This window comes from Pseudomonas sp. PS02288, assembly GCF_029959715.1.
Lineage (GTDB): Bacteria > Pseudomonadota > Gammaproteobacteria > Pseudomonadales > Pseudomonadaceae > Pseudomonas_O > Pseudomonas_O kuykendallii.
Window position 1 is genome coordinate 64,608 of the sequence record NZ_JASCPA010000007.1, and the last position, 26,260, is coordinate 90,867.

Annotated in this window: 25 protein-coding genes; 17 read left to right on the forward strand and 8 right to left on the reverse strand. The window is 66.6% G+C overall.

Annotated features, from left to right (window positions below; all coding sequences use genetic code 11):
* The first annotated feature begins 5 nt into the window (after nucleotides 1-5).
* Nucleotides 6-605 carry a DTW domain-containing protein gene (locus QMX85_RS05120; protein WP_282339109.1) on the forward strand — a complete coding sequence of 200 codons (600 nt, stop codon included), beginning with the start codon at nucleotides 6-8 and terminating at the stop codon, nucleotides 603-605.
* A gap of 4 nt (nucleotides 606-609) precedes the next feature.
* On the opposite strand, the gene QMX85_RS05125 is transcribed toward QMX85_RS05120, so the two are convergent.
* Together QMX85_RS05125 and QMX85_RS05130 are read right to left on the reverse strand one after the other, a co-directional pair.
* Complete coding sequence (locus QMX85_RS05125; RefSeq protein ID WP_282339110.1) at nucleotides 610-1,011, reverse strand: YbaN family protein; 402 nt, start codon at nucleotides 1,009-1,011, stop codon at nucleotides 610-612.
* A 13-nt stretch (nucleotides 1,012-1,024) separates the two neighbouring features.
* Entirely contained in the window at nucleotides 1,025-1,609 is a 585-nt protein-coding gene (locus tag QMX85_RS05130; RefSeq protein ID WP_282339111.1) for a YecA family protein, read from the reverse strand.
* Between the two features lie 175 nt (nucleotides 1,610-1,784).
* Between QMX85_RS05130 and recQ the strand changes: the two genes are divergently transcribed.
* From recQ to QMX85_RS05150, 4 genes are all read left to right on the forward strand, one after another.
* A complete protein-coding gene (recQ, locus tag QMX85_RS05135) occupies nucleotides 1,785-3,908 on the forward strand; it encodes a DNA helicase RecQ (RefSeq protein WP_282339112.1) in 2,124 nt (707 codons plus the stop codon).
* Between the two features lie 139 nt (nucleotides 3,909-4,047).
* On the forward strand, nucleotides 4,048-4,482 hold the full coding sequence (locus QMX85_RS05140; RefSeq protein ID WP_090227608.1) for a MarR family transcriptional regulator: 435 nt from the start codon (nucleotides 4,048-4,050) through the stop codon (nucleotides 4,480-4,482).
* Between the two features lie 350 nt (nucleotides 4,483-4,832).
* Nucleotides 4,833-7,139, forward strand: coding sequence for a FimV/HubP family polar landmark protein (locus tag QMX85_RS05145; RefSeq protein WP_282339113.1), 2,307 nt, complete (start codon nucleotides 4,833-4,835; stop codon nucleotides 7,137-7,139).
* Between the two features lie 116 nt (nucleotides 7,140-7,255).
* The gene (locus QMX85_RS05150; protein WP_273231377.1) at nucleotides 7,256-7,549 is read left to right on the forward strand and encodes a SelT/SelW/SelH family protein; all 294 of its coding nucleotides are present in this window, start codon (nucleotides 7,256-7,258) and stop codon (nucleotides 7,547-7,549) included.
* A gap of 40 nt (nucleotides 7,550-7,589) precedes the next feature.
* Here the strand turns inward: QMX85_RS05150 and QMX85_RS05155 are convergent, their stop codons facing one another.
* Both QMX85_RS05155 and QMX85_RS05160 read right to left on the reverse strand, forming a co-directional pair.
* Nucleotides 7,590-9,014 (reverse strand): gamma-aminobutyraldehyde dehydrogenase, encoded by a 1,425-nt coding sequence (locus tag QMX85_RS05155; RefSeq protein WP_282339138.1) that lies wholly within the window; start codon nucleotides 9,012-9,014, stop codon nucleotides 7,590-7,592.
* Between the two features lie 154 nt (nucleotides 9,015-9,168).
* Nucleotides 9,169-10,080: a LysR family transcriptional regulator gene (locus QMX85_RS05160; RefSeq protein ID WP_090227584.1), complete on the reverse strand. Its 912-nt coding sequence runs from the start codon at nucleotides 10,078-10,080 to the stop codon at nucleotides 9,169-9,171.
* Between the two features lie 171 nt (nucleotides 10,081-10,251).
* Between QMX85_RS05160 and QMX85_RS05165 the strand changes: the two genes are divergently transcribed.
* Nucleotides 10,252-10,977 (forward strand): tellurite resistance TerB family protein, encoded by a 726-nt coding sequence (locus QMX85_RS05165; RefSeq protein WP_282339114.1) that lies wholly within the window; start codon nucleotides 10,252-10,254, stop codon nucleotides 10,975-10,977.
* Between the two features lie 26 nt (nucleotides 10,978-11,003).
* Here QMX85_RS05165 and QMX85_RS05170 read toward each other — a convergent pair whose 3' ends face one another.
* Nucleotides 11,004-12,632 (reverse strand): diguanylate cyclase, encoded by a 1,629-nt coding sequence (locus tag QMX85_RS05170; RefSeq protein WP_282339115.1) that lies wholly within the window; start codon nucleotides 12,630-12,632, stop codon nucleotides 11,004-11,006.
* Between the two features lie 128 nt (nucleotides 12,633-12,760).
* On the opposite strand from QMX85_RS05170, the gene prfB reads away from it, so the two are divergent.
* The 6 genes from prfB (at nucleotide 12,761) to QMX85_RS05200 (ending at nucleotide 18,570) form a co-directional block, all read left to right on the forward strand.
* Nucleotides 12,761-13,856, forward strand: a protein-coding gene (prfB, locus tag QMX85_RS05175; protein ID WP_139210702.1) for a peptide chain release factor 2 whose coding sequence is annotated in 2 segments (ribosomal slippage) — nucleotides 12,761-12,832 and nucleotides 12,834-13,856 — 1,095 coding nt in all. Because the reading frame shifts where the segments join, the coding sequence is not laid out codon by codon here.
* 149 nt (nucleotides 13,857-14,005) lie between these two features.
* Nucleotides 14,006-15,511 (forward strand): lysine--tRNA ligase, encoded by a 1,506-nt coding sequence (lysS, locus tag QMX85_RS05180; RefSeq protein WP_282339116.1) that lies wholly within the window; start codon nucleotides 14,006-14,008, stop codon nucleotides 15,509-15,511.
* Between the two features lie 243 nt (nucleotides 15,512-15,754).
* Nucleotides 15,755-16,306 carry a hypothetical protein gene (locus QMX85_RS05185; RefSeq protein ID WP_282339117.1) on the forward strand — a complete coding sequence of 184 codons (552 nt, stop codon included), beginning with the start codon at nucleotides 15,755-15,757 and terminating at the stop codon, nucleotides 16,304-16,306.
* Nucleotides 16,307-16,313: 7 nt separating this feature from the next.
* Nucleotides 16,314-17,609 carry a flavohemoglobin expression-modulating QEGLA motif protein gene (locus tag QMX85_RS05190; RefSeq protein WP_282339118.1) on the forward strand — a complete coding sequence of 432 codons (1,296 nt, stop codon included), beginning with the start codon at nucleotides 16,314-16,316 and terminating at the stop codon, nucleotides 17,607-17,609.
* 137 nt (nucleotides 17,610-17,746) lie between these two features.
* Entirely contained in the window at nucleotides 17,747-18,070 is a 324-nt protein-coding gene (locus tag QMX85_RS05195; protein ID WP_282339119.1) for a hypothetical protein, read from the forward strand.
* On the forward strand, nucleotides 18,067-18,570 hold the full coding sequence (locus tag QMX85_RS05200) for an O-acetyl-ADP-ribose deacetylase (RefSeq protein ID WP_282339120.1): 504 nt from the start codon (nucleotides 18,067-18,069) through the stop codon (nucleotides 18,568-18,570). Before QMX85_RS05195 ends, QMX85_RS05200 begins: the two co-directional genes overlap by 4 nt.
* Here the strand turns inward: QMX85_RS05200 and QMX85_RS05205 are convergent.
* Together QMX85_RS05205 and QMX85_RS05210 are read right to left on the reverse strand one after the other, a co-directional pair.
* Nucleotides 18,546-19,298, reverse strand: coding sequence for a phosphatase PAP2 family protein (locus tag QMX85_RS05205; protein ID WP_282339121.1), 753 nt, complete (start codon nucleotides 19,296-19,298; stop codon nucleotides 18,546-18,548). The two genes, QMX85_RS05200 and QMX85_RS05205, sit on opposite strands and share 25 nt — an antisense overlap.
* Before the next feature lie 14 nt (nucleotides 19,299-19,312).
* Nucleotides 19,313-21,274, reverse strand: coding sequence for an LTA synthase family protein (locus QMX85_RS05210; protein ID WP_282339122.1), 1,962 nt, complete (start codon nucleotides 21,272-21,274; stop codon nucleotides 19,313-19,315).
* A gap of 160 nt (nucleotides 21,275-21,434) precedes the next feature.
* Between QMX85_RS05210 and QMX85_RS05215 the strand changes: the two genes are divergently transcribed.
* The 5 genes from QMX85_RS05215 (at nucleotide 21,435) to QMX85_RS05235 (ending at nucleotide 25,121) form a co-directional block, all read left to right on the forward strand.
* Complete coding sequence (locus QMX85_RS05215) at nucleotides 21,435-22,118, forward strand: response regulator transcription factor (protein WP_282339123.1); 684 nt, start codon at nucleotides 21,435-21,437, stop codon at nucleotides 22,116-22,118.
* Nucleotides 22,108-23,397 (forward strand): HAMP domain-containing sensor histidine kinase, encoded by a 1,290-nt coding sequence (locus QMX85_RS05220; protein WP_282339124.1) that lies wholly within the window; start codon nucleotides 22,108-22,110, stop codon nucleotides 23,395-23,397. Before QMX85_RS05215 ends, QMX85_RS05220 begins: the two co-directional genes overlap by 11 nt.
* Nucleotides 23,398-23,479: 82 nt before the next feature.
* Entirely contained in the window at nucleotides 23,480-24,169 is a 690-nt protein-coding gene (locus QMX85_RS05225) for a class I SAM-dependent methyltransferase (RefSeq protein WP_282339125.1), read from the forward strand.
* Nucleotides 24,170-24,180: 11 nt separating this feature from the next.
* A complete protein-coding gene (locus QMX85_RS05230; RefSeq protein WP_282339139.1) occupies nucleotides 24,181-24,891 on the forward strand; it encodes a lipopolysaccharide kinase InaA family protein in 711 nt (236 codons plus the stop codon).
* Entirely contained in the window at nucleotides 24,891-25,121 is a 231-nt protein-coding gene (locus tag QMX85_RS05235) for a hypothetical protein (RefSeq protein WP_090227552.1), read from the forward strand. Before QMX85_RS05230 ends, QMX85_RS05235 begins: the two co-directional genes overlap by 1 nt.
* A gap of 36 nt (nucleotides 25,122-25,157) precedes the next feature.
* Here the strand turns inward: QMX85_RS05235 and QMX85_RS05240 are convergent, their stop codons facing one another.
* Nucleotides 25,158-26,249 carry a DUF1513 domain-containing protein gene (locus QMX85_RS05240; protein WP_282339126.1) on the reverse strand — a complete coding sequence of 364 codons (1,092 nt, stop codon included), beginning with the start codon at nucleotides 26,247-26,249 and terminating at the stop codon, nucleotides 25,158-25,160.
* Nucleotides 26,250-26,260 lie beyond the last annotated feature (11 nt).

Sequence of the window (26,260 nt, forward strand, 5' to 3'; positions counted from 1 at the left end):
CGCCAATGTCCCGTCCGCAATGTCCCCGCTGCATCCGCCCGTTGAGCCACTGCCTGTGTGCGCTCATTCCGTCCCTGCCGAGCCGTAGCCGCGTGTTGCTGCTGCAGCACCCGAGCGAATCCGGGCACGCTCTGAATACCGCGCGCCTGGCGGCGCTGGGCCTGCAGAACGCCGAGCTGCTGATCGGCGAGCGTTTCGAGGACCTGCAGTCGCGTCTGGACGATCCCGGCTACCGACCCTGCCTGCTGTTTCCCGGCGCTGATGCCGAGGTGCTGGGCGCCGGTATCCCGCGCGAGGATTCCCGCCCGCTGCTGCTGGTGGTGCCGGATGGCACCTGGCGCAAGGCGCGCAAGCTGCTTCACCTGAATCCTGCGCTGGCGGCCCTGCCGCGCCTCGCCCTGCCGGACGGGATGACCTCGCGCTACCGGGTGCGCAAGGCGCCGGCCGCGGGTGCGCTGTCGACCCTCGAGGCGGTGGTGGCGGCGCTGAACCTGCTCGAATCTCCGGCGAGCTTCGACGCCCTGTTGCGCCCGTTCGAGCGGCTGATCGACGGTCAGATCGAAGCGATGGGCGAGGAGACCTACCGGCGCAACCACGTGCCCTGACAGGTCAGCGCGGCGGTCGGGTTTTCTGTTTGAGGATGTAGAGGCTCACGCACACCGCGCTGGTGAGCATGAAGGTGCGCGCCCAGAACAGCGGCACCAGGTAGCAGGAGAGGGCGATGCTCGCCCACATCAGGCCGATGGCGTAGACCTTGCCCTTGAGCGGGATGCCTTCGCCGTCGAGGTAGTCGCGAATCCACGGGCCAAGCCGCGGATGATCCACCAGCCATTCGTAGAAACGCCTCGAACTGCGTGCGAAGCAGGCCGCGGCGAGCAGCAGGAACGGCGTGGTCGGCAGCACCGGCAGGAAGATGCCGATGACCCCGAGCGCCACGCTCGTCCAGCCAATGCCGAGCAGCACGTAGCGCACCCAGGGGTTGCGGCTCGGGGCGAATTCGCGAGCGGCCATGCCCGGGCTTGGCTCAGTGGCGCGGCTTGAGCAGTGCGGGTTTTTCTTCCGGGGCCTGGCACAGCAGGTAGAGCGCGGTGAGCAGCTCGGGAATCTGCTCGACCATGCTGTCGACGAGGTCAGGGTCGGCGGCGATCTCGTCGAACTCGGGTTGTTCGTCGAACAGCCCCGAACCGACCATGATCGGCAGCAGCAGCTCGCTGACTTCGTCTTCGGCGTCTTCGAACCACACCGATTCGCGCAGGAACACGCCTTCCATGAATCCGATGCACCAGCCGCGCAGGTCGGAGTCGTCGGGGGTTTCGCCGAGGTCGAGCTCGCAGGGCAGCTCCATGTCCTCGTCGCTGGCCAACTGGCGGGCGATCAGCGCCTTGAGCTGGATGAGGCTTTCCTCGATTTCCGCGCGCTCGGCGTCGCTGCGGTAGTGCGGCGGCTCGGCGAACAGCGCGTCGATCCACTCGCGCTCCGGTACCGGCTGCGGGCAGATGGAGAGGGCAGTCAGGTAACCGTGGGCGGCCACGTAGTCCAGGGCCTCCTCGTGCAGTTCGTCGGCATCGAGAAAGGCTTGCAGGCGGGACAGTTGCTCGGCGAAGGACATCGTGGGGTACCTGGGGAAGAGATCAGCGCTGGATTCTAGCAAAGCCCGCACACAAGGCTCAGGGAAAACTGCGGCGTGCGGCGAGATCGGCGCGTACCGCTCATCCGCGATACGCGCGGCGGCCGGTACGGCGGGTGTTTGCGCTTATAATGCGCGCCTTCCTTCGGAGACCGGCATGCTCGACCAGGCCCTGCGCATCCTCAAAGACGTTTTCGGCTACGACGCCTTCCGCGGCAATCAGGCGGCGATAATCGAGCGCGTGGCGCAAGGTGGCGACGCCCTGGTGCTGATGCCCACGGGCGGCGGCAAGTCGCTCTGCTACCAGGTGCCGGCGCTGCTGCGCGAGGGTCTGGCGGTGATCGTCTCGCCGCTGATCGCGCTGATGGACGACCAGGTCGCGACCCTCGACGAACTCGGCGTGGCTGCGGTGGCGCTGAACTCGACGCTGAGCAACGACGAGCAGCGACTGATCGCCGAGCGCATCCGCCGCGGCGAGATCAAGATGCTCTACCTGGCGCCCGAACGTCTGGTGCAACCGCGCATGCTGGCCTTCCTGCAACGGCTCGACATCGCCCTGTTCGGTATCGACGAGGCGCATTGCGTGTCGCAGTGGGGCCACGATTTCCGCCCCGAATACCTGCAACTGGGGCAGCTCGCCGAACTCTTCCCCAAGGTGCCGCGCCTGGCGCTGACCGCCACGGCGGACAAGCGCACCCGCGAGGAAATCGTCCAGCGCCTGCATCTGGAAGACGCCGAGCGCTACCTGTCGAGCTTCGACCGGCCGAACATTTTCTACCGTATCGTCCCCAAGGAGCAGCCGCGCAAGCAATTGCTGGCGTTCCTCGCCGAGCGCAAGGGCGATGCCGGTATCGTCTACTGCCTGTCGCGCAAGAAGGTCGAGGAGGTCGCCGCCTTCCTCGCCGAGCAGGGCTTCCCGGCATTGCCGTATCACGCCGGCCTGCCCAGCGAACTGAGGGCCTATCACCAGAAGCGCTTCCTCAACGAGGAAGGCCTGATCATGGTCGCGACCATCGCCTTCGGCATGGGCATCGACAAGCCCAACGTGCGTTTCGTCGCCCACCTCGACCTGCCGAAATCGCTGGAATCCTATTATCAGGAAACCGGCCGCGCCGGCCGTGACGGCCTTCCGGCGGACGCCTGGATGGCCTACGGGCTGCAGGACGTGGTGTTCCTCAAGCAGATGCTCGCCAACTCCGAAGGCGACGAGCGCCACAAGCGCGTCGAGCAGCACAAGCTGGACGCGATGCTCGCTCTTTGCGAGGAAACCCGCTGCCGGCGGCAGACGCTGCTGGCCTATTTCGACGAAGAATTGGCCGCGCCCTGCGGCCACTGCGACAACTGCGTCGACGGCGTGCAGACCTGGGACGCCACCGAGCCGGCGCGCCAGGCGCTGTCGGCGATCTACCGCAGCGGCCAGCGCTACGGGGTCGGTCATCTGGTCGACATCCTGCTCGGTCGCGACAACGAGAAAATTCGCGGGCCGGGCCATCAGCACCTGTCGGTGTTCGGTGTAGGCAAGGCGCGCAGCGAGAGCGAGTGGCGCACCTTGTTCCGCCAACTGGTCGCCCGCGGCCTCGTCGATATCGACCTGGAGGGCTACGGCGGTCTGCGCCTGAGCGAGAGCTGCCGGCCGCTGTTGCGGGGCGAGGTGACGCTGGAGCTGCGGCGCGACCTCACCACCAAGGCGCCCAAGTCCACCTCCAGCGCGGCCAGCCAACTGGTGCAGAGCCACGAGCGCGACACCTGGGAAGCGCTGCGCGCGCTGCGCCGCAAGCTCGCCGAGGAGCACGGCGTGCCGCCTTACGTGATCTTCCCCGATGCCACGCTGCTGGAAATGCTGCGCAGCATGCCGACCACGCTCAGCGCCATGGGGCGCGTCAGCGGCGTCGGCGCGCGCAAGCTGGAGCGCTACGGCGAGGCCTTCCTCGACGTGCTCGGCGGCAAGGCCGAGCCGGCCAGTACCCCCGTCGATCTGCGTCATGAGCTGATCAGCCTGGTGCGGGCCGGAATGACGCCGTCGCAGGTCGCCAGCCAGCTCAAGTGCACGGAAAAGAACGTCTACGCGCTGCTCGCCGAAGCCATCGCCGAGCAGCAGCTGTCGCTGGAACAGGCTCTGGACCTGCCGGAAGAACTGCTGGGCGAAGTCCAGGACGCCTTCCTCGATGGCGAGGGCGAGCTGCCGCCGGTGGCCGAACTGGCCGAGCAGTTCCGTGGCCGGGTCAACGAGGGTGTGTTGCACTGCGTACGTGCGGCGCTGCAGGCGGAATTCCAGGCCTGAACCTCGCCCGGTAATCTTCGGAAACCTAAAATCCCAGGGAAATCCGCCGCTTGGCATTGGGCGCGACCATCTGCGGACTTGCCGCCCGCCCCAGTGCTATGGTTAGCTCGCTAATTATTAGTTTTATGGTACAGGCGCAATGTCCGAATACGATCATCACCGCTTCGCCATGCAGGTATCGCAGCTGTCGCGCGCCTGGCGTGGCGAGCTCGACCGCCGACTCGCCGGGCTTGGCCTCTCCCAGGCGCGCTGGCTGGTGCTGCTGCACCTGGGGCGTTTCGCCGAGCAGCCGACCCAGCGCGAGCTGGCGCAGAGCGTAGGGGTCGAGGGTCCGACGCTGGCGCGACTGCTCGACAGCCTCGAAGCCCAGGGCCTGGTGCGTCGCCTCGCGGTTCCCGAAGACCGTCGGGCCAAGAAGATCGCCCTCAGTCCGGAAGCCAAGCCCCTGATCGAACGGATCGAGGCGATCTCCTCGCAACTGCGTCGCGAACTGTTCCAGGGCATCGATCCGGAGGACCTGCAACGCTGCCAGCAGGTCCACTCGCACATCCTCGCCAATCTCCAGAACCCCTGACGTTTGCGGGCGCGTCGCCGCCTGCTTACCGGTGATCGCCGCCGGGCGCCTGGCGCCGAGTTTCCTGCCCATTGCCGTTGTATCGCGTTGCGGCGCCAGACAATATGACGGTCGTCCGTCGTGAAGCCCTCGAGAAAGGCGCTTTTCTGACGATAAACGGAACGGAGTGCTCGGATGTGCTGGCATAGGGCCGCTATACTGCGTGGCTCACGTATCCTTCGACTAGCATCCCGTACTAGGTATCTGGATGATTTTCCGGGTTAATTGGATCTGCCTCACTGTGCATGTTTCGTCGATGTCGCGCATTTCAAGAACAGGCTCCGGATCGAGCCGGACCACCGGGAGGAAACATGGCTAGAGTTCACCAGCTCTTGGTGCTGACCCTTGTATCGGGATCGGCGCTTTATTCAGGGCTGGTTCCCGCACTGGGTCTCGGGGACATCAATCTGCAGTCCGCGCTCAATCAGCCGCTGAGCGCCGAAATTGAACTGCTCGACGTGGGTGACCTGACCCGCGACGAGATCAAGGTGCGCCTCGCCAGCCAGAGCGCTTTCGACCAGTCCGGCGTCGACCGGCCGTTCTTCCTCAACGATCTGCGTTTCACCCCGGTCGTGCGCGGCAAGGGCAGCGTGGTGCGGGTGGTGTCCACCCAGCCGGTGCGCGAGCCCTATCTGAATTTCATCGTCGAGGTGGCGCGCCCGGGCGGCACACTGCTTCGTGAGTACACCCTGCTGTTGGACCCCCCGGAATCGTCATACGTGGCCAGCGCCGCGCCCGCTCCGAGTGCGACCGCCGCGCCGAGTCGTACTCCCCGCGCCGCGGCTACCGCCGCCGTGCGCAGCGCGCCGGTCGCCGCGCGCGCGCCCTCCGGTCCGCTGCCCGCCGCCGTGCAGGGCAAGCACTACCGCGTCGCCAGCGGCGACAGCCTGTGGGCCATCGCCAGACGCTTCAACCCGGGCGGCGAAGCCTCGCTGGAAGGGCTGATGCGCGATATCCAGCTGCTCAATCCGCAGGCCTTCGTCGGCGGCGAAGCGCATCGCCTCAAGGTGGGGGCGGAGTTGCTGCTGCCCGATACGCTCGCCGAAGAGGCGCCGCCCGCGATGCTCTCGCTGTCCAGCGAGGATGAAGAGCTGGAGAACACTCGGCCCTCCGCACCGATGCCCGGTGTTCCCGGTTCCCCGGAAAGCCAGGCTGCCCTGCAACGGCGCGTGGATGAGGAACTCGCGTCCAGCACCGCCGAAAGCCAGTCCCTGCAGCAGCAGATGCGCGACCTGCAGAACCAGCTGCAGATCCTTCAGCAGCAACTGAGCGAGAAGGACCAGCAACTGGCCAGCCTGGAGTCGCGTCTCGGCGCGACTCCAGCGGCTGTTCCCCAGGCGACCGCGCCCGCCGCGGCCGAGCCGGGCCCGTCCGCCGCAGCGCCGGCGGATATCGCGGCGTCCGGCCAGCCGGAAGCGCCGCCTGCGGATGCCGTGGCGCCGCTGGACGATCAGGCATCGGCCGCGGCGCCGCAGGACGAATCCGAGCCGGCCCTGCCGCCGACGGACGCTGCCCAGACCGCTCCTGCGCAGACTTCTCCCGCTGGCGAGCCCGCTCCGGCCGTGCCCGTCGCCGAGGAGCCGGCCGCCCAGGAGCCGGCCGCCGAGGCCGAGCAGTCGACCGGTTCGTCGATCTGGCTGATCGGCGCCTTCTGCCTGGTGATGCTGCTGGCGTTGCTGCTGCTCCTGCGCCGCCGGCGCAAGCCCGCGCGGCTGCCGGACCCTCAGGTGGTCGTGGTGCCGGTGGTCGAGGACGACGCGCTGGTCAGCCCGGCGCGCGTGCGCAGCACCGCCAGCGTCGAGCAGCCCGTCGAGACTCGCACGCAGATCTCCACCGATCCGCTGGAAGCCGCCAACATCTACATCGCCTACGGTCGCTTCGGCGAGGCCGAAAGCACCTTGCGCCAGGCCTTGGAAAACGCGCCAGCGCGCATGGACCTGCGTTTGCGCCTGCTCGAAGTGCTCGCCGAGAACGGCGATCTCGGCGGTTTCGCCCGCGAGGAAGCGGTGCTGCGCGAGATGGGCGCGAGCCCGGCGCAGCTCGAGCGGATCAAGACCCGCTATCCGGCGATGAACGCGGATGCCGATGCCGTGGCGATGGCCGACTCGCGGGTCGACCCGTTGCAGGATGCCGTGCTCGACCTGGACGATCTGCCGCCCGCACCGGTCGCCCACGCGGCGCCTGACGAAGACCCCAACGATTACCCGCTGAACCTCGACGACCTGTCGCTGGACGCCGACTGGGACCTGATCAACCCGTTCCCCAACCAGGCGTCCAGGGCAGGGCAGGGCAAGGCCGAGGTCGAAGAGGAGCCGGACTTCCATTCCAACCTGCAGGAGCTGCCGGAGGTGTTCGAGCTGGACGAGCCGGAGCAGCCGTCGGCGCACTCGGGTTTCGAGGCGGACCTCAGCGACGACTTCCTCGATGCCTTCGGCGACGACCTGTCGAGCGAGCGTCCGCTGGACGACCTGGCCGCCCGCCGCAAGATGAGCCTGGCCATGACCTACATCGAGCAGGGCGAGATCCAGAGCGCCTGCAACATCCTCAACGAGGTGATCGACCAGGGCGACGAGCAGCAGAAGGAAGAGGCTCGCGAGCTGTTGTCGCGCATCGCGTAAGAAGGTCGCCCGCGCCACCGAGACGCCGCATCCCGATGCGGCGTTTTGCTTTTCGCGCCTCGGCGCCGGTCGTGGTTGCCGTTATGCTGGTCGCCCGGCCCGCCCGCGAGATCGCCATGACCCTTCCCACGCCACGCCCCGAAATCGTCATCACCTATTGCACCCAGTGCCAGTGGCTGCTGCGCGCCGCCTGGCTGGCGCAGGAGCTGCTGTCCACGTTCGCCGACGACCTCGGCCGGGTCGCCCTGGAGCCGGGCACGGGCGGGGTGTTCCGCATCACCTGTGACGGCGTTCAGCTCTGGGAGCGCAAGGCGGACGGCGGTTTCCCCGAGGCCAAGGTGCTCAAGCAGCGGGTTCGCGACCGCATCGACCCCGGGCGTGACCTGGGCCACAACGAGGCACGCACCTAGGCGCGGCCCCTGCGGCGCAGGGGCGCCCTGCGCGACAGCTTCAGTGCTTGAACATCACGTGGCGCACCGCGGTGTAGTCCTCCAGCCCGTACATCGACATGTCCTTGCCGTAGCCGGAGCGCTTGACGCCGCCGTGGAGCATTTCGCTGACCAGCATGAAGTGCGTGTTCACCCAGGTGCAGCCGTACTGCAGGCGCGCCGAGAGGCGGTGCGCGCGGCCCACGTCGCGGGTCCAGATCGACGAGGCGAGACCGTAGTCGGAATCGTTGGCCCAGGTCAGCGCCTGCAACTCGTCGTCGAACGGCGTGACCGACACCACCGGGCCGAACACTTCGTTGCGGACGATTTCGTCGTCCTGTTGTGCGCCGGCCAGCACCGTGGGCTGGAAGAAGAAGCCGTCTCCGGCGACCGCCTTGCCGCCGGTGACCACCTCGATGTGCGACTGGCCGCTGGCGCGCTCGACGAAACCACTGACGCGGTCGCGATGCTGCGCGGTAATCAGCGGGCCGAGTTCGGTGGCGGCGTCGTTCTGCAGGCCGGTCTTCAGGCTGCCCACGGCATCGCCCAGGGCGGCGACGAATTTCTCGTAGATGCCTTTCTGTGCGTAGATGCGGCAGGCAGCGGTGCAGTCCTGTCCGGCGTTGTAGAAGCCGAAGGTGCGGATGCCCTCGACGGCGGCCTCGATGTCGGCGTCGTCGAAGATCAGCACGGGTGCCTTGCCACCCAGTTCCATGTGCATGCGTTTCACGCTGGCCGCGGTGCTGGAGATGATGTTGGCGCCGGTGGCGATGGAGCCGGTGAGCGAGACCATGCGCACGCGCGCGTGCGTCACCAGCGGCGTGCCGACGCTGGCGCCACGGCCAAAGACGATGTTGACCACCCCGGCGGGGAAGATCTCGGCGAGGAATTCGGCCAGTTTCAGCGCCGTCAGCGGCGTCTGCTCGGACGGCTTGAGCACCACGGTGTTGCCCGCCGCCAGGGCCGGCGCGATCTTCCACGCGGCCATCATCAGCGGGTAGTTCCAGGGCGCGATGGAGGCGACCACGCCCAGCGGGTCCCGTCGCACCAGGCTGGTGTGGCCAGGCACGTACTCGCCGGCCAGTTGGCCTTGCTGGCAGCGCACCGCGCCGGCGAAGAAGCGGAACACGTCGACGCTCGCGGTCAGGTCGTCCTGACGCGCCAGGTGCAGGGGCTTGCCGCAATTCAGCGATTCCAGCCGCGCCAGGCTGTCGGCGTTTCTTTCGATGCAGTCGGCGATCGCCAGCAATGCCTGGGCACGTTGCGCCGGCGTGGTCTTCGACCAGCCGGGAAACGCCTGCTGGGCAGCGGCGATGGCGGCCTCCACCTGATCGATCGAGGCCTCGGCGACCTCCACCAGCGTCTCGCCGCTGGCCGGATCGATGATCGCCTCGACCAGCCCTTCGCCGCGCGACAGCTCGCCACCGATCAGCAGATCGGTGCGCAGGGTGGCGAGTGGGCTGATTGCATTCATCGTGATCGGCGTTCCGTGGCGATTCGGTTGCGCGAACCCGGCGCCGTTGAGCGCCTGTTCGTGTTTACCCGAGACTAGAGGGCCGCATCGCGGTCGACAAATGCTAAAAAATGAAAGCCGCGTTCGATTAAATCGAATGCCGGCGTGCGGAGGGCTTTTCCCGGGCCACGGTGAGGAACGGATCGACCAGCGCCGGTCGCGCGGTGCCGCGTCGCCAGGCCAGGCCGACGTCCAGCGGTTCGCTGAGGTCGGCCAGCGGCCGTGCCTCGATGATGTCGCCTTCCAGCGACCACGGCCGGTAGGTCATGTCTGGCTGGATCGACAATCCGAGCCCGGCGGCGACCAGGCTGCGCACCGCTTCCACGGAGGCGGTGCGCAGCGTCACGTGCGGCGTCAGCCCGGCGCGGGCCCAGATGCGCTGGGTGTGCAGACCCATCTCGTCGGCGTTCAGCTGGATCAGCGGCTCGGCGCCGACATCCGCGAGGCCGATGCTGTCGCGTTCCAGCAGTGGATGCTGCGCGGGCAGCCAGAGCCGGTGCGGCGAATGGGTCAGCACTTCGGTCTGCAGCGCGTGGCGGTCCTCAAGGTTGGAAACGATCAGCACGCCGACATCGATCTCGCCGGACACCAGCAGGTGCTCGATGTACGAGCGTTCGTCCTCCACCACGCGGGTCTGCACGTTGGGGTAGGCGCGCTGGAAGCGGGTGATCAGGTCGGCCAGGTAATAGCCGGCGACCAGGCTGGTCACGCCGATGGTCAGGCAGCCGGCGACCTGCTCGGTGCTCTGCTGGAGGCTGCGCTTGGCGTTTTCCACGGTGGCCAGGATCAGGTGCGCCTGGCGCAGGAACTGGTGGCCCTGGTGGGTCAGCGACATGCCCTTGGCGTGGCGGTTGAACAGGCTGACGCCGATCTCTTCCTCCAGTTGCTGGATGGCCAGGGTCAGAGTCGACTGCGAGATGAACACGGCCTGCGCGGCGGCGGAAATCGAGCCCGATTCGGCGACAGCGATGAAGTGGCGAATCTGGCGTAGCGACATCATGGCGGCGGGCTCGCTAAAGGATTTGCGCGAACTATGCCACGGGCGTTCGTTTTTATCGAAATGATCGCGGCTGCCGCGCGGCAATATCCGGAAGCACTCTGAAACCGCGCCCTGCGGGCCCGCGCGGTAGATTTCCCGCAGGCCTTTTTTGTCGTTCCGCGGAGGAATCCCATGAATACGCGTGGTTTGCTCGATCAGTTGCTCAAATCCGGCCAGGAGCTGTTGCAGCAGAAATCCACTGGTAAATCCGCCGGCGGACTCGGTGGCCTGGGTGATGCCCTCGGCGGCATGCTCGGTGGCGCCAGGAGCAACGGCGATCTGTTCAAGGGGGCGGCCGGCGGTGCGCTGGGCGCCAGCGCGTTCGGCCTGCTGCTGGGCAACAAGAGCGCGCGCAAGGTGGGCGGCAAGGTGCTCACCTACGGTGGCCTCGCGGCGCTCGGCGTGCTCGCCTACAAGGCTTACGGCAACTGGCAGAGCCAGCAGGCCGATGCGCCGCGGGGCGAGCCGCAGACCCTGGACCGCCTGCCCGCGCCGCTGGTCGAGGAGCACAGCCAGGCGATCCTCAAGGCATTGCTCGCCGCGGCCAAGGCCGACGGACACGTCGATGATCGCGAGCGCCAGTTGATCGAGGGCGAACTGGTCAAGCTCACCGACGACCGCGAGGTGCGCCAGTGGATGGAAGCGGAGTTGAACAAGCCGCTCGATCCGGCCGATGTCGCCCGCGCCGCGAGCACCCCGGAAATGGCCGCCGAGATGTACCTGGCCAGCGTGCTGATGGTGGATGAGGAGCACTTCATGGAGCGCGCCTATCTGGAAGAGCTGGCGCGCCAGCTGAGGATCGACCCGGCACTCAAGCTGGAGCTGGAGAGCCAGGTACGCCAGGCGGTGGAAGCCTAGATCGTCTTTCCAGGCGCGACCCTCGACTAGGCCGCCGGCACCCACGGTCGGTGGAATTCGGCCCGGTTGCGCCCGGCCGACTTGGCCCGGTACAGCGCCTGGTCGGCCAGTTCCAATGCCTGTTCGATCCCTTCGGCGTCCAGCGGCCAGAGCGCTCCGCCGATGCTGCAGCCCACCTGGGCTTGCTGGCTTTCCAGCAGGAAGGGCTCGCGCAGGGCGCGTAGCGCGCGGGCGGCGATCTGTTCGCTCTGCATCGGCGCATCCTCCTTCGACACCTTGAGCACCATCAGGAACTCGTCACCGCCCAGGCGCGCCACCAGGTCGCCGTCGCGCAGGCAGGCGCGCAGGCGGATCGCCACCTCGCGCAGCAACTGGTCGCCGACGCCGTGGCCGAAGCGGTCGTTGATCGGCTTGAAACCGTCCAGGTCGAGGTAGAGCAGCGCCAGGGTGCCGTGCGCCTGCTGCTGGGCGTAGCGCAGGAACTTGTCCAGCGCCGCGCGGTTCGGCAGGCCGGTTAGGGGGTCGTGGTGGGCAAGGTTCTCCATTATCCCCAGTTCGCTTTTCTGCTGGATCAGGCTCTCCACCATGCCGCGTATCGAATGGCTCAGCGACTGGATTTCGCGGCTGCCGCGGACTTCCGGAATGACCGCGATCTCGCCGGCGCTCAGGCGATCGGCGGCCGCGGCGATCTCGCGCAGCGGCCGAGTGTAATAGGTCGTCATCAGCCAGCCGATGGCGGCGAATATCAGCGCCAGGCCGGCGCCCCAGACGAGGATGTCGCGGCCCATCTCGACGGCGGGCGCGTAGGCCAGGTCGACCTGCTGGCGGGTCACCACCGTCCAGCCCAGGCCGCGGTAATCGCCGTTGCCGCGGCTGCGGGCGAAGCCGGTGAGGTAGAGGCGCTCGTCCGACCACTCCTGCACCGACCAGAAGTTGTCCCGCTTGTCGGCCAGCGCCGGCAGGTCGAGGCGCTCGCCGATCATGTCCTTCGGGCCGAGCAGCACGCGGCGGTCGCTCGACAGTACGAGGAATTCCACCTGGTTGCGCTCCTGCTGCGGCAGCATCAGCGAGCGTCGCACCTCGTCGGCCCAGGCCCAGGACAGGTGCGTGGCGAGCACACCGATGACGCGGCCGTCCAGGGCGCTCACCGGGAGGGCGACGTCGACGAACTTCATCGCTTCGCCGGTCGGGTTGGGCAGGAGCCTGGCGAGCAGCACCGCTTCGTGGACGTCGCCGACGAAGCGTCCCTTGATGCCTTCGCTGAACACCGGGCGCTGGGCGATGTTGGCGCCTTCCAGCACGCCGCCGGTGGCGGCCAGGACGTTGCCCCGGGCGTCCGTGTAGCCGGTCCAGGCGACGCTCTGGAATTGCGATTTCATGCGGTCGAGCAGGGCGCGGATCTGCCCCAGGTCGTCGGGTTCGCGCAGCGTGTTGAGCGAGGCGAGAACATCGAGCATTCGCGCCCGGTTGGCCATGTCGCGGTCCAGGCGCTCGATCATCTGGTAGGACAGGTCGGCCAGTTGCTGGCCCACCTCCTGGCGGATGCGTTTGCTCGACTCGCTGTAGATGGCGCCGCCGAGCAACAGGCAGAGGGTGACGGCGAGCAGTGCGATGAGCAGGGCGAAGCGGCTACGCAGACTACGGGTTGCGTGCATGGCGCTGGGGGTCCCTATCGGAGGCCTGACGTGGCCGGCGAGTATGCCCCAGCGTGTGCTGCCAGGTCAGCAGGAGTCGCGTATACTCGCCGGCTTTTCCGAAGTTTTGCCTGTGAGTGATGCCCGCCATGGAAATCAACCCGATCCTTAACAGCATCAAAGATTTGCACGAACGCTCCCAAACCATTCGGGGGTATCTTTGACTACGATCAGAAGAATGAACGCCTGACCGAAGTCAACCGCGAGCTGGAAGATCCGGCCGTGTGGAACAACCCCGAATACGCCCAGAACCTGGGCCGCGAGCGCGCGCAACTGGCGCTGATCGTCGAGACCCTGGACGAGATGGAAAGCGGGCTGGCGGATTCCCGCGACCTGCTGGAAATGGCGGCCGAGGAGGGCGACCAGAGCGCCGTCGACGACGTCGCCGTGGAAGTCGAGCGCCTGCGCGGGATTCTCGAGAAGCTCGAATTCCGTCGCATGTTCAGCGGCGAGATGGACCCTAACAACGCCTACCTGGACATTCAGGCCGGCTCCGGCGGCACCGAGGCCCAGGACTGGGCGAACATGCTCCTGCGCATGTACCTGCGCTGGGCCGACAAGCGCGGCTTCGATGCGGAAATCGTCGAGCTCTCCGAAGGTGAGGTCGCCGGTATCAAGAGCGCCACCGTGCACATCAAGGGCGAGTACGCGTTCGGCTGGCTGCGCACCGAGATCGGCGTGCACCGGCTGGTGCGCAAGAGCCCGTTCGACTCCGGCAACCGTCGCCACACCTCGTTTTCCGCGGTGTTCGCCTCGCCGGAAATCGACGACAACATCGACATCGACATCAACCCGGCCGACCTGCGCATCGATACCTATCGCTCGTCCGGCGCCGGCGGCCAGCACGTGAACACCACCGACTCCGCGGTGCGCATCACCCACGTGCCGACCAACACCGTCGTGCAGTGCCAGAACCAGCGTTCCCAGCACGCCAACAAGGACACCGCGATGAAGATGTTGCGGGCCAAGTTGTACGAACTGGAAATGATGAAACGCAACGCCGCCGCGCAGGCGCTGGAGGAAACCAAGTCGGATATCGGCTGGGGCCACCAGATTCGTTCCTACGTCCTCGATCAGTCGCGGATCAAGGACCTGCGGACCAACATCGAGCGCAGCGACTGCGACAAGGTGCTGGACGGCGACATCGACGAATACCTCGAGGCCAGCCTGAAGCAGGGGCTTTAAACGCCCCTGTTCCCGTGGGTGGGCCGGACTCGCGGGCCCGCTTCGATAACCCCAGCAAAGTGGCCGGCGATCCGTCTCGGCCACCGCGCGACAGATGCGCTAACCCGTTTCGACACAGGCACGCGCCTAACCAGGAACCACCGAAGACCATGAGCGAACAACCGCTGAACGAGCATGCCCAGCATGAGGAAGAGAACAAGCTGATCGCCCAGCGCAAGGACAAACTTGCCGCGCTGCGCGAAGCCCAGCCGATTCCCTTCCCCAACGACTTCCGCCGCGACAGCCTCTGCGACCTCCTGCAGAAGCAGTACGCCGACAAGACCAAGGAAGAGCTGGAAGCCGCCGGCATCAAGGTCAAGGTGGCCGGTCGCATCGTGCTCAACCGCGGCGCCTTCATGGTGCTGCAGGATAGCAGCGGCCGCCTGCAGGTCTACGTCGACCGCAAGACGCTGCCCGCGGAAACCCTTGAAGCGGTGAAGAGCTGGGACCTGGGCGACATCATCGCCGCCGAGGGCACCCTGGCGCGCAGCGGCAAGGGCGACCTGTACGTCTACATGGACAGCGTGCGCCTGCTGACCAAGTCGCTGCGCCCGTTGCCGGACAAGCACCACGGCCTCACCGACACCGAGCAGCGCTACCGCCAGCGCTACGTCGACCTGATCGTCAACGAGGAAGTGCGCCAGACCTTCCGCGTGCGCTCTCAGGTGATCGCGCACATCCGCAAGTTCCTCGCCGAGCGCGATTTCCTCGAAGTGGAAACACCGATGCTGCAGACCATTCCCGGCGGCGCGGCGGCCAAGCCGTTCGAGACCCACCACAACGCGCTGGACATGCCGATGTTCCTGCGCATCGCTCCGGAGCTGTACCTCAAGCGCCTGGTGGTTGGTGGCTTCGAGAAGGTCTTCGAGATCAACCGCAACTTCCGTAACGAAGGCGTTTCGACCCGGCACAACCCCGAGTTCACCATGCTCGAGTTCTACCAGGCCTACGCCGACTACGAAGACAACATGGACCTGACCGAGGAATTGTTCCGCGAACTGGCCCAGCTGGTTCTGGGGACCACCGACGTGCCTTACGGCGACAAGGTGTTCCACTTCGGCGAGCCGTTCGCGCGGCTGTCGGTGTTCGACTCGATCCTCAAGTACAACCCGGAAATCACCGCGGCTGACCTGCAGGACATCGACACCGCCCGCGCCATCGCCAAGAAGGCCGGCGCCAAGGTGCTGGGCTTCGAGGGCCTGGGCAAGCTGCAGGTGATGATTTTCGAAGAGCTGGTCGAGCACAAGCTGGAGCAGCCGCACTTCATCACCCAGTACCCGTTCGAGGTGTCGCCGCTGGCGCGCCGCAACGATGCCGACCCGAGCGTCACCGACCGCTTCGAGCTGTTCATCGGCGGCCGCGAGATCGCCAACGCCTACTCCGAGCTGAACGATGCCGAAGACCAGGCCGCGCGTTTCCACGCCCAGGTCGCGGACAAGGATGCCGGCGACGACGAGGCGATGCACTTCGACGCCGACTTCGTCCGCGCGCTGGAGTACGGCATGCCGCCGACTGCCGGCGAGGGCATCGGCATCGACCGCCTGGTGATGCTGCTGACCGACTCGCCGTCGATCCGCGACGTGATCCTGTTCCCGCACATGCGCCCGGAACTCTGATCGCTCCGCATTGAAAAAGCCGCCCGAGGGCGGCTTTTTCATGGGTTCCATCTCAGGCTGACGAACCGCTGGGTTGCTTAGATGGCGGGTGCGAAAGCCCCATCGAACTGATCCGTCCGCCAGGCCCGCAGCGCCTCGGGGATTGACGCCCCGCGCCCTGGAATGGAAGATCCAACGGCTTTGCGGCTCGCTCCGCGCCGTCGGGCGGAGCCCGATGCGTCACCCATAAGAGGAAGATTCCCGATGATTCCCTGGCGCGCGCTGGTCGCGGTCACCTGTCTTCTGCTTGGCGGTTGCCTGGCGACCTTCAAGGACCCGATCCCGGCCAACGAGGCCGCGCCCATTCCGCTGCTCGGCGAATGGACGCGCAAGGACGAATGGGGCGTGCAGCAATTCCTCGACATCCGCCGCGCTGGCAGCAACCTGTATCAGGCGCGGGTCTATTCCGAGAGCGCGGACAACCTGGCGGGCGCCGACGAGTACGGTTTCACCGTCGCCCATCACGGCCGCCGCTGGTACCTCTCCGCCGGCCTGCCGAAGAAGTTCGGCGGCAATTTCGCCATCGGCGGTTTCGAGTTGACCGACAACGGCGAGCTGCTGGTCTACACCCTCGACATCGAGCGCATCCTCCAGGATATCCAGGGCGGTATGTTGCAGGGGCGGCGCGTGGAGACCGCGGAAGGCGACGGCGCGCTGATCGACAGCCCGTGGCCGGCGGTGTTCGCCTACCTGGACGATCCGGCCAATTCGGATGTCTTCGTCGAAGCGGCGCGCTACCAGCGCCTGGGACAGTGAGGGAGCCATGAGCAACGGCAGCAACCTGGACGACTATCAGCGCATCGTGCGCGCCCTGTCCGACCGCATCGTCGAGGCGCAGGCACCGATCCGCATCCTCGATGCCGTGAAGTGGGACGAGAGCATCCGCCAGGGCTTCTTCGACGACGGCTGCAAGCGCCTGCCGGCGGTCGATCGCGCCTATTACGAAGCGCGTCCGCTGGGTTTCGACGGTGCGGCGAAGAAGCTCGAGCTGCAGAACATCGAGCGCGACGTCACCCGCCAGCTCGGCCAGTTCAACCCCGTCGGGCAGATCATGCGGCGCATGTGCAAGGAGTACCGCATGGTGATCCGCATGCTCGAAGCGCGCGGCACCGCGGATTTCGGGCTGATTTCCCAGGAACTCTACGGCGCCGCCTCGGACGCCTTCCACGCCGGCGATCCGACCCTGGCCGACCTCGGCCTGATGCTCTCGGATTACCTGAACAACATCGACGGCCGTGGCGATCTCAAGGACGAGCCGAAGACGCTGACCGCCAAGGAAGCCGTGGCCATGCTGCAGCGCCGGCTGGACGAAGTGTTCGGTGCCGGCGAGGGCATCATCCGCGTGTTCGAGTCCGACGGCATCGTCGCCGATGCGGCGGCCGGCGCCGACTACATCAAGGTCCGCACGGACGCGCTGTTCAATGAGCGCGACGTGCGCGCGCTGGAGGTTCACGAAGGGCTGGTACACGTCGGCACCACGCTGAACGGGCTGAACCAGCCGATCTGCACCTTCCTCTCCAAGGGCCCGCCGTCCTCGACCGTGACTCAGGAGGGCCTGGCGATCCTCATGGAAGTGATCGCCTTCACGTCCTACCCAAGCCGTCTGCGCAAGCTGACCAACCGCACCCGCGCGATCCACATGGCTGAGGAGGGCGCGGATTTTCTGCAGATCTTCGAGTTCTTCCGCGAGCAGGGCTATAGCGAGGACTCCAGCTACGCCAACAGCAGCCGGGTGTTCCGCGGCTCCACCCCGGACGGGTTGCCGTTCACCAAGGACCTGTCGTATCTGAAGGGCTTCATCCTGATCTACAACTACATCCAGCTGGCGGTGCGCAAGGGCAAGCTGGAGCAGATTCCCCTGCTGTTCTGCGGCAAGACCACCCTGGAGGACATGCGCACCCTGCGCCAGCTGGTCGACGAGGGCCTGGTGGCGCCGCCCAAGTACCTCCCGCCGCAGTTCCGCGACCTCAACGCGCTGGCCGCCTGGATGTGCTTTTCCAACTTTCTCAACCACCTGAGCCTGGATCGCATCGAGGCGGATTACGCCAATATCCTCTAGCCGCCACGCGGCGAACCGTCGCGCATAATCTTGATCGGTGCCAAGCACCGACCAGCATTCCATGGCAGCATGCCGCTCCCAATCGTGGCGGGTGCATGTCCCCGCTGCCCACAACCTCCGTTCTCGAAGAAGTGACCATGAGCGAACGCAATCCCATTCCGTTGATCCTCACCGCCATCGGCAGCGTCGTTGGCACCGTCGCCGCACTGTCGTACTACGGCTACCTGCACTTCGCCAAGCCGGAGGACGCGCTGCTGCTGGCCGAGTTCACCATGCTCAAGACCATTCCCGGTCAGGATTACAAGGTCTCGCTGACCCGCGCCGACCAGATTGCCCAGTGCATCGACGGCGTTCTCGTGCTGTTCGATACCGAGCAGCGCGGCCTGTCCGGCGTGCTGGTCAACGACCGCAAGCAGGCGGTGCGATGCGTCGGCGAAGAGACGCCTCAGGTCACGAAGTGAAGATCGAAATCTGGCAGGGCGACATCACCACGCTGGAGGTGGCGGCGATCGTCAATGCCGCCAACGCCAGCCTGCTCGGCGGCGGCGGAGTGGACGGCGCGATCCACCGCGCCGCCGGCCCCGAATTGCTCGCCGCCTGCCGACCGCTCGGCGGCTGCCCCACGGGCGAGGCGCGCATCACTCCCGGTTTCCGCTTGCCGGCATGCCATGTGATCCACACCGTTGGGCCGGTCTGGCACGGCGGCGGCCAGGGCGAGGCGCAGTTGCTCGCGGCCTGCTACCGCAACAGCCTGGCGCTGGCCGAAGCCCATGGCTTGGACAGCATTGCCTTTCCGGCCATCAGTTGCGGCATCTACGGCTATCCTCCGGCCGCTGCAGCGCGCATCGCGGTGGACGAACTGCGCCGTCCGAGGGCGGACGGCAGTCCGCTGCGCCGGGCGCTACTGGTGGCCTTCTCCAGCGAGATGGCGATCCGCTACGGCGAACTGCTGGCGGCCTGATCGCCCAATGGCGGGGCGAAGCTGCCCTTCGGCGCGGGCTGGTAGAGCATCAGCGCGTAGCAGCCCAGGCAGATCAGCCAGTCGAACACGGCCGTCCAGATGTTGTGCGAGAGGAAGTGCGCGCCCTGCATCATCCTCACCAGCGACAGCGCGGTGCCCAGCGCGAAGGCGCCGACCAGCGCCACTTTCGCCAGCCGTGGGCGCCTGTCGCGCAGCAGGAAGTACAACGCAAAGAACGTGAAGCCGCTGCTGGCATGCCCGCCCGGCCAGCAGCGACCGGGCTTCAGCGTCGGTGCGCGCTCGCCGAGCAGCGGGCTGTAGGTCTCGCCACCCCCGTAGCGGGTCAGGTCCCACGGGCAATGCACGCCGGTGAGTGTTTTCAGCGGCGGCACGATGGCGGTCGACAGTCCCATCGCCAGCACCAGATAGCCGAACGGCAAGCGCCAAGCGGCCCAGCGGCGGTTCACGAAGCTCAGCAGCAGGCCGGCGATCGACAGCACGCCGACCAGGATCACCGCCTGCTTGGCGCGGTCGTGAAACCACTCCTCGAAGAATACGTTGTGGCGAGCGACGAAGCCTTCGTCGGGCAGGTAGAACAGGTCGGAAATGGCGAAATCCAGGCGGGTGGGCTCGAAGATCAGCAATAGAGCGGCGATCGCCAGCGGAATTCCCAGGCTTGCCCACAGGCGTAGCCGCGGCGAAGGATGCAGTAGCTTCTGTGTAGTCATGAGCGCTCCTAAGATCAGCGTTGGTCGATCCGGTCGTTGCCGGCGGACGAGGGTTGCCAACTGAGCAACTGGTGGCGGAAGCCGTGACTGGCCGCCTGGTAGTAGGCGATGTCGCGCTGCAGCAGCGGGTCGTCGTTGGCCACGCTGCGCTCGCGGCTGGCGCCGAGGGCATCGTCATGCCGACGCATCACCTGGCGTGGGCTGAGAATCGCCAGGTCGTGGCCATCGAACAGCCCCAGGTGCTGATAGTTGCCCAGCAGCACGCGGGGCGGTGCGGCGTTTTCCTGCAGCAGGTTGCGGCCGAAGAAGGTCGAGGTGTAGTCCATGTTCAGCAGGCCGAGCAGGGTGGGCGCAAGGTCGATCTGGCTGGCCAGTTGGGCGTTCTCGGCGGGCTTCACCCATTTTGGCGAATAGATGAACAGCGGGATCTGGTAGTTGGCGACAGGCAGGTCCTCCACCCCGGCGCTGCCCGCGCAATGGTCGGCAACGAAGACGAACAGGGTGTCGTCGAACCAGGGCTTCTGCCGCGCCTTGGCGAGGAAATCGCCGATTGCCCAGTCGGTGTACTTCACGGCGCCCTCGCGGCCCTCGCCGGAGCGGATGTCGATACGCCCGTCCGGGTAGCTGTAGGGGCGGTGGTTGGAGGTGGTCATCAGTTGCAGCAGGAACGGCTTGCCCTGTGCGTGATCGGTATCCGCCAGTTTCAGCGTCTGGGCGTACAGGTCCTCGTCGGCCATGCCCCAGGCGTTCTTGAAGTGGATGTCGGATTCAGGCACCGAACTCTGGTCGACGATGCGATAGCCGTTGCCGCCGAAGAAGGCGTTCATGTTGTCGAAATAGCCGCGTCCACCGTAGGCGAAGACGCTGTCGTAGCCCTGCGCGACGAGCTGCTGGCCGAGGCTGGCGAAGCCGCTTTCCTTGCCGATGCGCTTGACGATGGAACGCCCGGGCGTCGGTGGGACCGACAGGGTGATCGCCTCGAGGCCCCGGTCGGTGCGGGTTCCAGTGGCGTAGAAGTTGTTGAAGTAGAGGCTCTGCTGGCGTAGCGCATCGAGGTTCGGCGTCAGCCCGCGCTTGTCGCCGTTGCTGCCCAGATACTTGGCGGAGAGGCTCTCGATGGTCACCAGCACCACGTTCAACCGGCGTGGCTGGCCGGGATTGTCGATGCTGCGGCGGATGTCCAGCGGGTCGCGGCCGACGAAACTGACGTTCGGCTCGGCCAGCTCCTGGCGCAGTATTTCGGCTACCTGGGCGGTCGGCAGCTTGGCGTAGAACTGGTTGTAGTCGAGCTCGTTGCTGCGGAACGCGGCGAAGAACTGATAGGGGCCGTTGCTCGCCAGTTCATGCTGATAGGCGTTGCCGCCGATGCCGCGCGGGTGATCCTGATCCAGCAGCAGGCCGGCGAGCGCCGCACACAACCCAACCGCGGCGAGACCGCCCAGGCGTGCCCGCCAGCTCGGCAGCGGCGCACTCCAGGCACCGCGCAACGGAGCGCGCAGCAGCAGGGTGGAAATCAGCGCTACGGCGGCGATGGCGCTCAGCAGCTTGCCAATCGGGTAGGACTCCCAGAGGTTGTGCAGCACTTCATCGGAGTAAACCAGGTAGTCCACCGCGATGAAGTTGAAGCGCACGCCGAATTCGTCCCAGAACAGCCATTCGGCGACGGCGACGAAGAGCATGACGAACAGGCTGGCGCCTAGCAGCACGCCGAGCGTCGTGCGCCAGCCGCCGCGCCGCCAGATACGGGACGGGCAGAGCAACAGCAAGGCCGCCAGCGGCACGGCGGCGTACGCGAGGAAGCCGAGGTCGTAGAGCAGGCCGATGCCATACAGGCGCAGCAGGCTGCTGGCGTCGCTGCCGGCCTCGCTCAGGTGAGTCACCAGGAGCAGGCTGCGGGTCAACAGGAATACGCCCAGCCAGAGGCCGAGAATGAGGGACAGGTAACGCAGGGGCGCCGAGCGCATGAGGGTTCGCATTGCGATTTTTCCGGGTTGAACGATGCGCGGCAGTCTGGTCCCGGATATGTCGCAGCCAGGTGAATCGGCAGTTAAAAATTCGTCAAAACGAAACGGTCTAGTCTTCCCCGTGCAATCATTCGCCACCGCCGCCCCAACGGGCGCGCCCTGAGGACATTCCATGCGCATCCTGCTGGTCGAAGACAACCGCGACATCCTGGGCAATATGCTCGACTACCTGAGTATCAAGGGCTATAGCGTGGACTGCGCCCAGGACGGGCTGTCCGGCCTGCACCTGGCCGCCACCGAGCACTATGACCTGATCGTCCTCGATATCATGCTGCCGGGACTCGACGGCTGCACGCTGTGCAAGCGACTTCGCGAGGATGCCCGGCGTAACACGCCGGTGATCATGCTCACCGCCCGGGACCAGTTGGACGACCGCCTGCAGGGGTTCAATTCCGGTGCCGACGACTACCTGATCAAGCCCTTCGCATTGTCCGAGCTGGCGGCGCGCATCGAGGCGGTGCTGCGCCGGGCCCAGGGCGGCGGACGCCGTCAATTGCAGGTGGCCGACCTGACCTTCGACCTGGACACCCTGGTAGTGGCCCGCGCCGGCAAGATGCTCAAGCTCAACCCGATTGGCCAGAAGCTGCTCACCGTGCTGATGCAGAAAAGCCCGCACGTCGTGCGCCGCGAGGTCCTCGAAGAAGCCGTATGGGGCGACGACTGCCCGGACAGCGACAGCCTGCGCAGCCATGTGCACCAGCTGCGCCAGGTGATCGACAAACCGTTCGCCCGCGCGCTGATGCACACCGTGCATGGCATCGGCTATCGCCTGGCGGATGATGGCGATGGAGTATAAGCAGAGCCTCTCGCGACGCATAGTCATCGCGTTCGTCCTGGTGACCGCACTGGTCGCCGGCGCCTTCGCCATCGGTATCGTCAACGTCGTCCACGTGGTCGAGGAACGCCTGATCACTGGCGAGCTGGGCGGCGATCTGGACCGTCTGCTGCGCATGGATTCGGTCGAGTCGTGGCGCTCGCAGCCGGAGCCGGATCAGTTCTTCTACTATAGCGGCGGCGTCGGCGAGTTCGCCCTGCCCGAGGACGTCAAGCACCTGCCGCCGGGCTTCAACGAAGTCTTCCGCGGCGACATCTCCTACCACGTGTTCGTGCGTACCGTGGATGGCCGCAAATACGTGCTGATGCAGGACCAGCGTGGCTTCGAGGCGCGCGAGCAGGTGCTCTTCGCGGTGGTGCTGGTGGGCTTCCTGATCAGCCTGGCGCTGGGCGGGCTGCTCGGCTGGCTGCTCGCGCGGCGGGTGATGGCGCCAGTGATCCGCCTGGCGCGGCAGGTTCGTCATCGCGACCAGCTGCTGGTGCTCGCACCGCCGCTGGCGCCGGATTACGCCGCCGACGAAGTCGGCGAAGTGGCGGCGGCGTTCGATGCCACGCTCGGCCTGCTGCGCGAGGCCTTGACCCGCGAACGACTGTTCACCAGCGACGTCAGCCATGAGCTGCGCACGCCGTTGATGGTGTTGGCGAGTTCCTGCGAACTGCTGCTGGAAAACCCGGGCCTGGGCGAGCGCGGCCGGGCGCAGGTGCTGCGCATGTCGCGCGCCTGCGAGGAAATGCGCGAGCTGGTGCACACCTTCCTGCTGCTGGCGCGCGCGCAGCCGGCTAACTCCAGCGAGGGGCAACTGGCCACGCTGATGGAAGTGGCCAACGATCTGGTCGGGCAATGGCGCAGTGCGATCGAGGACAAGGGGCTGCGCTTCGAATACCACGTCAACGGCGCCCTGCCGATCGGCTACAACGCGCCCTTCCTGCGCGCGGTGCTGGGCAACCTGCTGCGCAACGCGCTGCACTACACCGACAACGGCTGGATCTGCCTGCAACTGCAGGCCACCGGCTTCTATGTCGAGGACAGCGGACATGGGATTCCCGAGGCACAGCGCGAGGCGGTGTTCGAGCCCTTCGTGCGGGGCGTCGAGCAGCGCGGCGACGGGCTCGGCCTGGGCCTTTCGCTGGTCAAGCGGATCTGTGAGAGCCAGGGCTGGAGCGTCAGCCTGTCGGCGGCGGAGTCGGGCGGATGTCGTTTCCAGGTCACCCTGGGCGGAGAGCTCGCAGCGGCGGTTTGACGCAATTTTCACATTGCCTTGACTCCCGGTTAACGGCTCGCTGGATAAGGTGCCGCCATCTTTCCCAGTGGTGGCCTTTTCCATGAGCGATACCGTCGATCTTGAGTTCTCCCACAAGTACGATCGCGAGCATGCCGAAGCCTATGGACGGAAACACGCCAACGGATTCTGGCGCACGCTCTCCCACAGACGCGACGAGCAACTGGCCCGCCGCGCCCTGCAGATCGCCGGCGAGCCGAGCCTGGTCCTCGACCTGCCGTGCGGCGCCGGGCGCTTCTGGCCGCTGCTCGCCGAGCGCCAGAACCGCGTGATCATCGGCGCCGACAATTCCGCGGACATGCTGAAGGTGGCCATGCAGCGCCAGCCTGAATCGGTCACCCGACGCGTGCAGACGTTGCAGACCTCGGCCTTCGCCATCAACCTGCCGGATAACTCCGTGGACAGCATCTTCTGCATGCGTCTGCTGCATCACGTCGGCAACGCGGCGGACCGGCAGAAGATGCTCAGCGAGTGCCACCGCGTGACTCGCGACAGCCTGATCGTTTCGCTATGGGTGGACGGCAACTACAAGTCCTGGCGGCGCAAGCGCCTGGAGCAGCGCCGGCAACAGGGCGCCGACGATGCGGACTTCCAGAACCGTTTCGTGATTCCGGCGCAAACCATCGAGCAGGAGTTCGCCGACGCCGGTTTCAGCATCCAGCGTCACCTGGATTTCCTGCCGCTGTACGCGATGTGGCGCGTCTACGTTCTGCGCAAGGACATGCGGGCATGAACTGCCTCGAGATGCCGACGCCGGAGCTTCCGCCGTCCACGCCACCGCTCGACACCTTCGATGCCTGGTGGCAGCGCCAGGGTGACTGGGTCGAGCAACCCAACCAGCGGCGGGGCGGGGAGAGCGGCGTGCAGCGGTTGCAGGAGATGGACCGCGTGCTCTATGCCAAGCGCCAGGTTGGCCATCTGTATCGCAGCCTGCGTTATCCGCTCGGCCGGCCCACGGTGCTGCGCGAGCACGATGCGCTGCGCCGCATGACCGACCTGGGCGTGCGCGTGCCGAATGTCGTGCACTGCTCCACCTCGTTCAGCGCCGATACCGGCTGGCGCGGACTGCTGGTCACCGAGTCGCTCGACGGTTTCCAGGACCTCGATGCCTGGTATGCCGGCGGTGCGCGCGAGCGTTACGACGAACGTCTGCACGAGCAACTGCTGCACCAACTGGCGGCCACCCTGGCGCGCATGCACCGCGCGCGCTGGCAGCATGGCTGCATGTATGGAAAGCACGTGTTCGTGCGGGTCAACGGGGAGGGCGCCGACGCGCGCGCCGAAGTGGCGCTGCTCGATCTGGAAAAAAGCCGCCGCCGGCTGACCCGGAGCCACGCCGCGCAGCACGACCTGCGACAGCTGCGGCGCCATTCGTCGTTCAGTGCCGCCGAATGGGCGAAGCTGATCTACGTTTACCGAGCGGCGTTCGGCAGGCCAATCAAAGGGTTGCAGTGATGAGACTAGAAATCGCTCGAGGTCTGTTTCTCTGCGCGGCGCTGGGCGTCGCCTCCCTGGCCGTAGCGTCCTGGACGGAGCCCGCGCCGAAGGTGATCAGCGGGCTTCCGAGCCTGGCGAAGAATTGCCCGATGCCGGGCAACCTGCGGGCGAAGGTACAGCCGCAACCTGACGAAGACCTGCTGTTGCTGATGTTCAGCCTGGCCCAGGGCCTGCGCGCACCCAGCTGATCGAATCGGCGCCTCCGCGATGAAGGCGTCGCAGGGTTACGCCACGTGCAGATGGTTGTCCCAGAGCCCGCTGGGCAGTTCCAGTGGCCGGACCTCGATGGCGCCGGTGCGGCAGTCGTAGAGGCGGCAGCGCCCCTGGCCGGACGTGACCACGAAACCCTGTTCCACCGCGGCGACGCCCGCGCAGTCGGGCAGCGGTGCATCCAGGCGCAGCGCGCCGCTGTCCAGATCCCAGACGAAGAAACGGTTGCCGCGAGGCGCGGTCAGCGCGACCAGGCGCATCGCGTCGTTGATCGCCACGCTGGCGGTGTACTGCGCCATCGCCTGGCGTTGTGGCTCCTCGACCGGGAACGGCATGAACGCCCCGCCGGGACGCTTGATCGCCAGCAGTGCGGCGCGGTCGTGGCTGGCGCCCATATACTGCTGGCAGGCGACGATGGTGCCGTCCGCGGCGATCGCCAGGTGACGCACGCTGTTCATCTGTTCGGGGAGCGTCTCGCGGCTGATCAGGCTGCCGTCGCGGCGCATCAGGACCAGGCTCGGCTCCATCGCATCGAGGTTCATCTCGACCCGGCTTTCGGCCTCGGTGCGGATGCCGCCATTGGCGACGACCAGGGTTTCCCCGTCAGGCATCCATGACACCTCATGCGGGCCAAGCCCGTGGGTCGAAAGCTCGCCGGTATGAACCAGTCGTTCGCCGTCGAAACGGTAGACCCCGAGCCGTCCGCGCCCCGGGTCACGGGTGTCATTCTCGGTGGCGTAGAGCCACTCGCCATCCTTGTGGAACACGCCATGACCGTAGAAATGCCGGTCGGCATTGGACTTCAGCGTCTGCAGCAGGCGGCCGTCGCGCAGGTCGATCAGATAGCTCTCGGTGCCCGGTCGCCGCGCCACGAAGAGCGCCAGCGGCTTGCCTGGATGCTGCACGATGGCGTGACAGCGCAGGCCTACACGGGTCACGAACGCCGGGCTGCCGTCGAGGCGGTAGCCGACCGCGTAGTGGCCGCCGTCGGCATCGTCGCGAGCGGACAGCAGCAGCGGCTGGGCGGTCTGCCGATTGAACTTCCACTCAACCGAGGTAACAGCCTTGAGCAGTGCATTGCCGAGGTTCTGTACGTGGCGCAGCATCGTCGACTCTC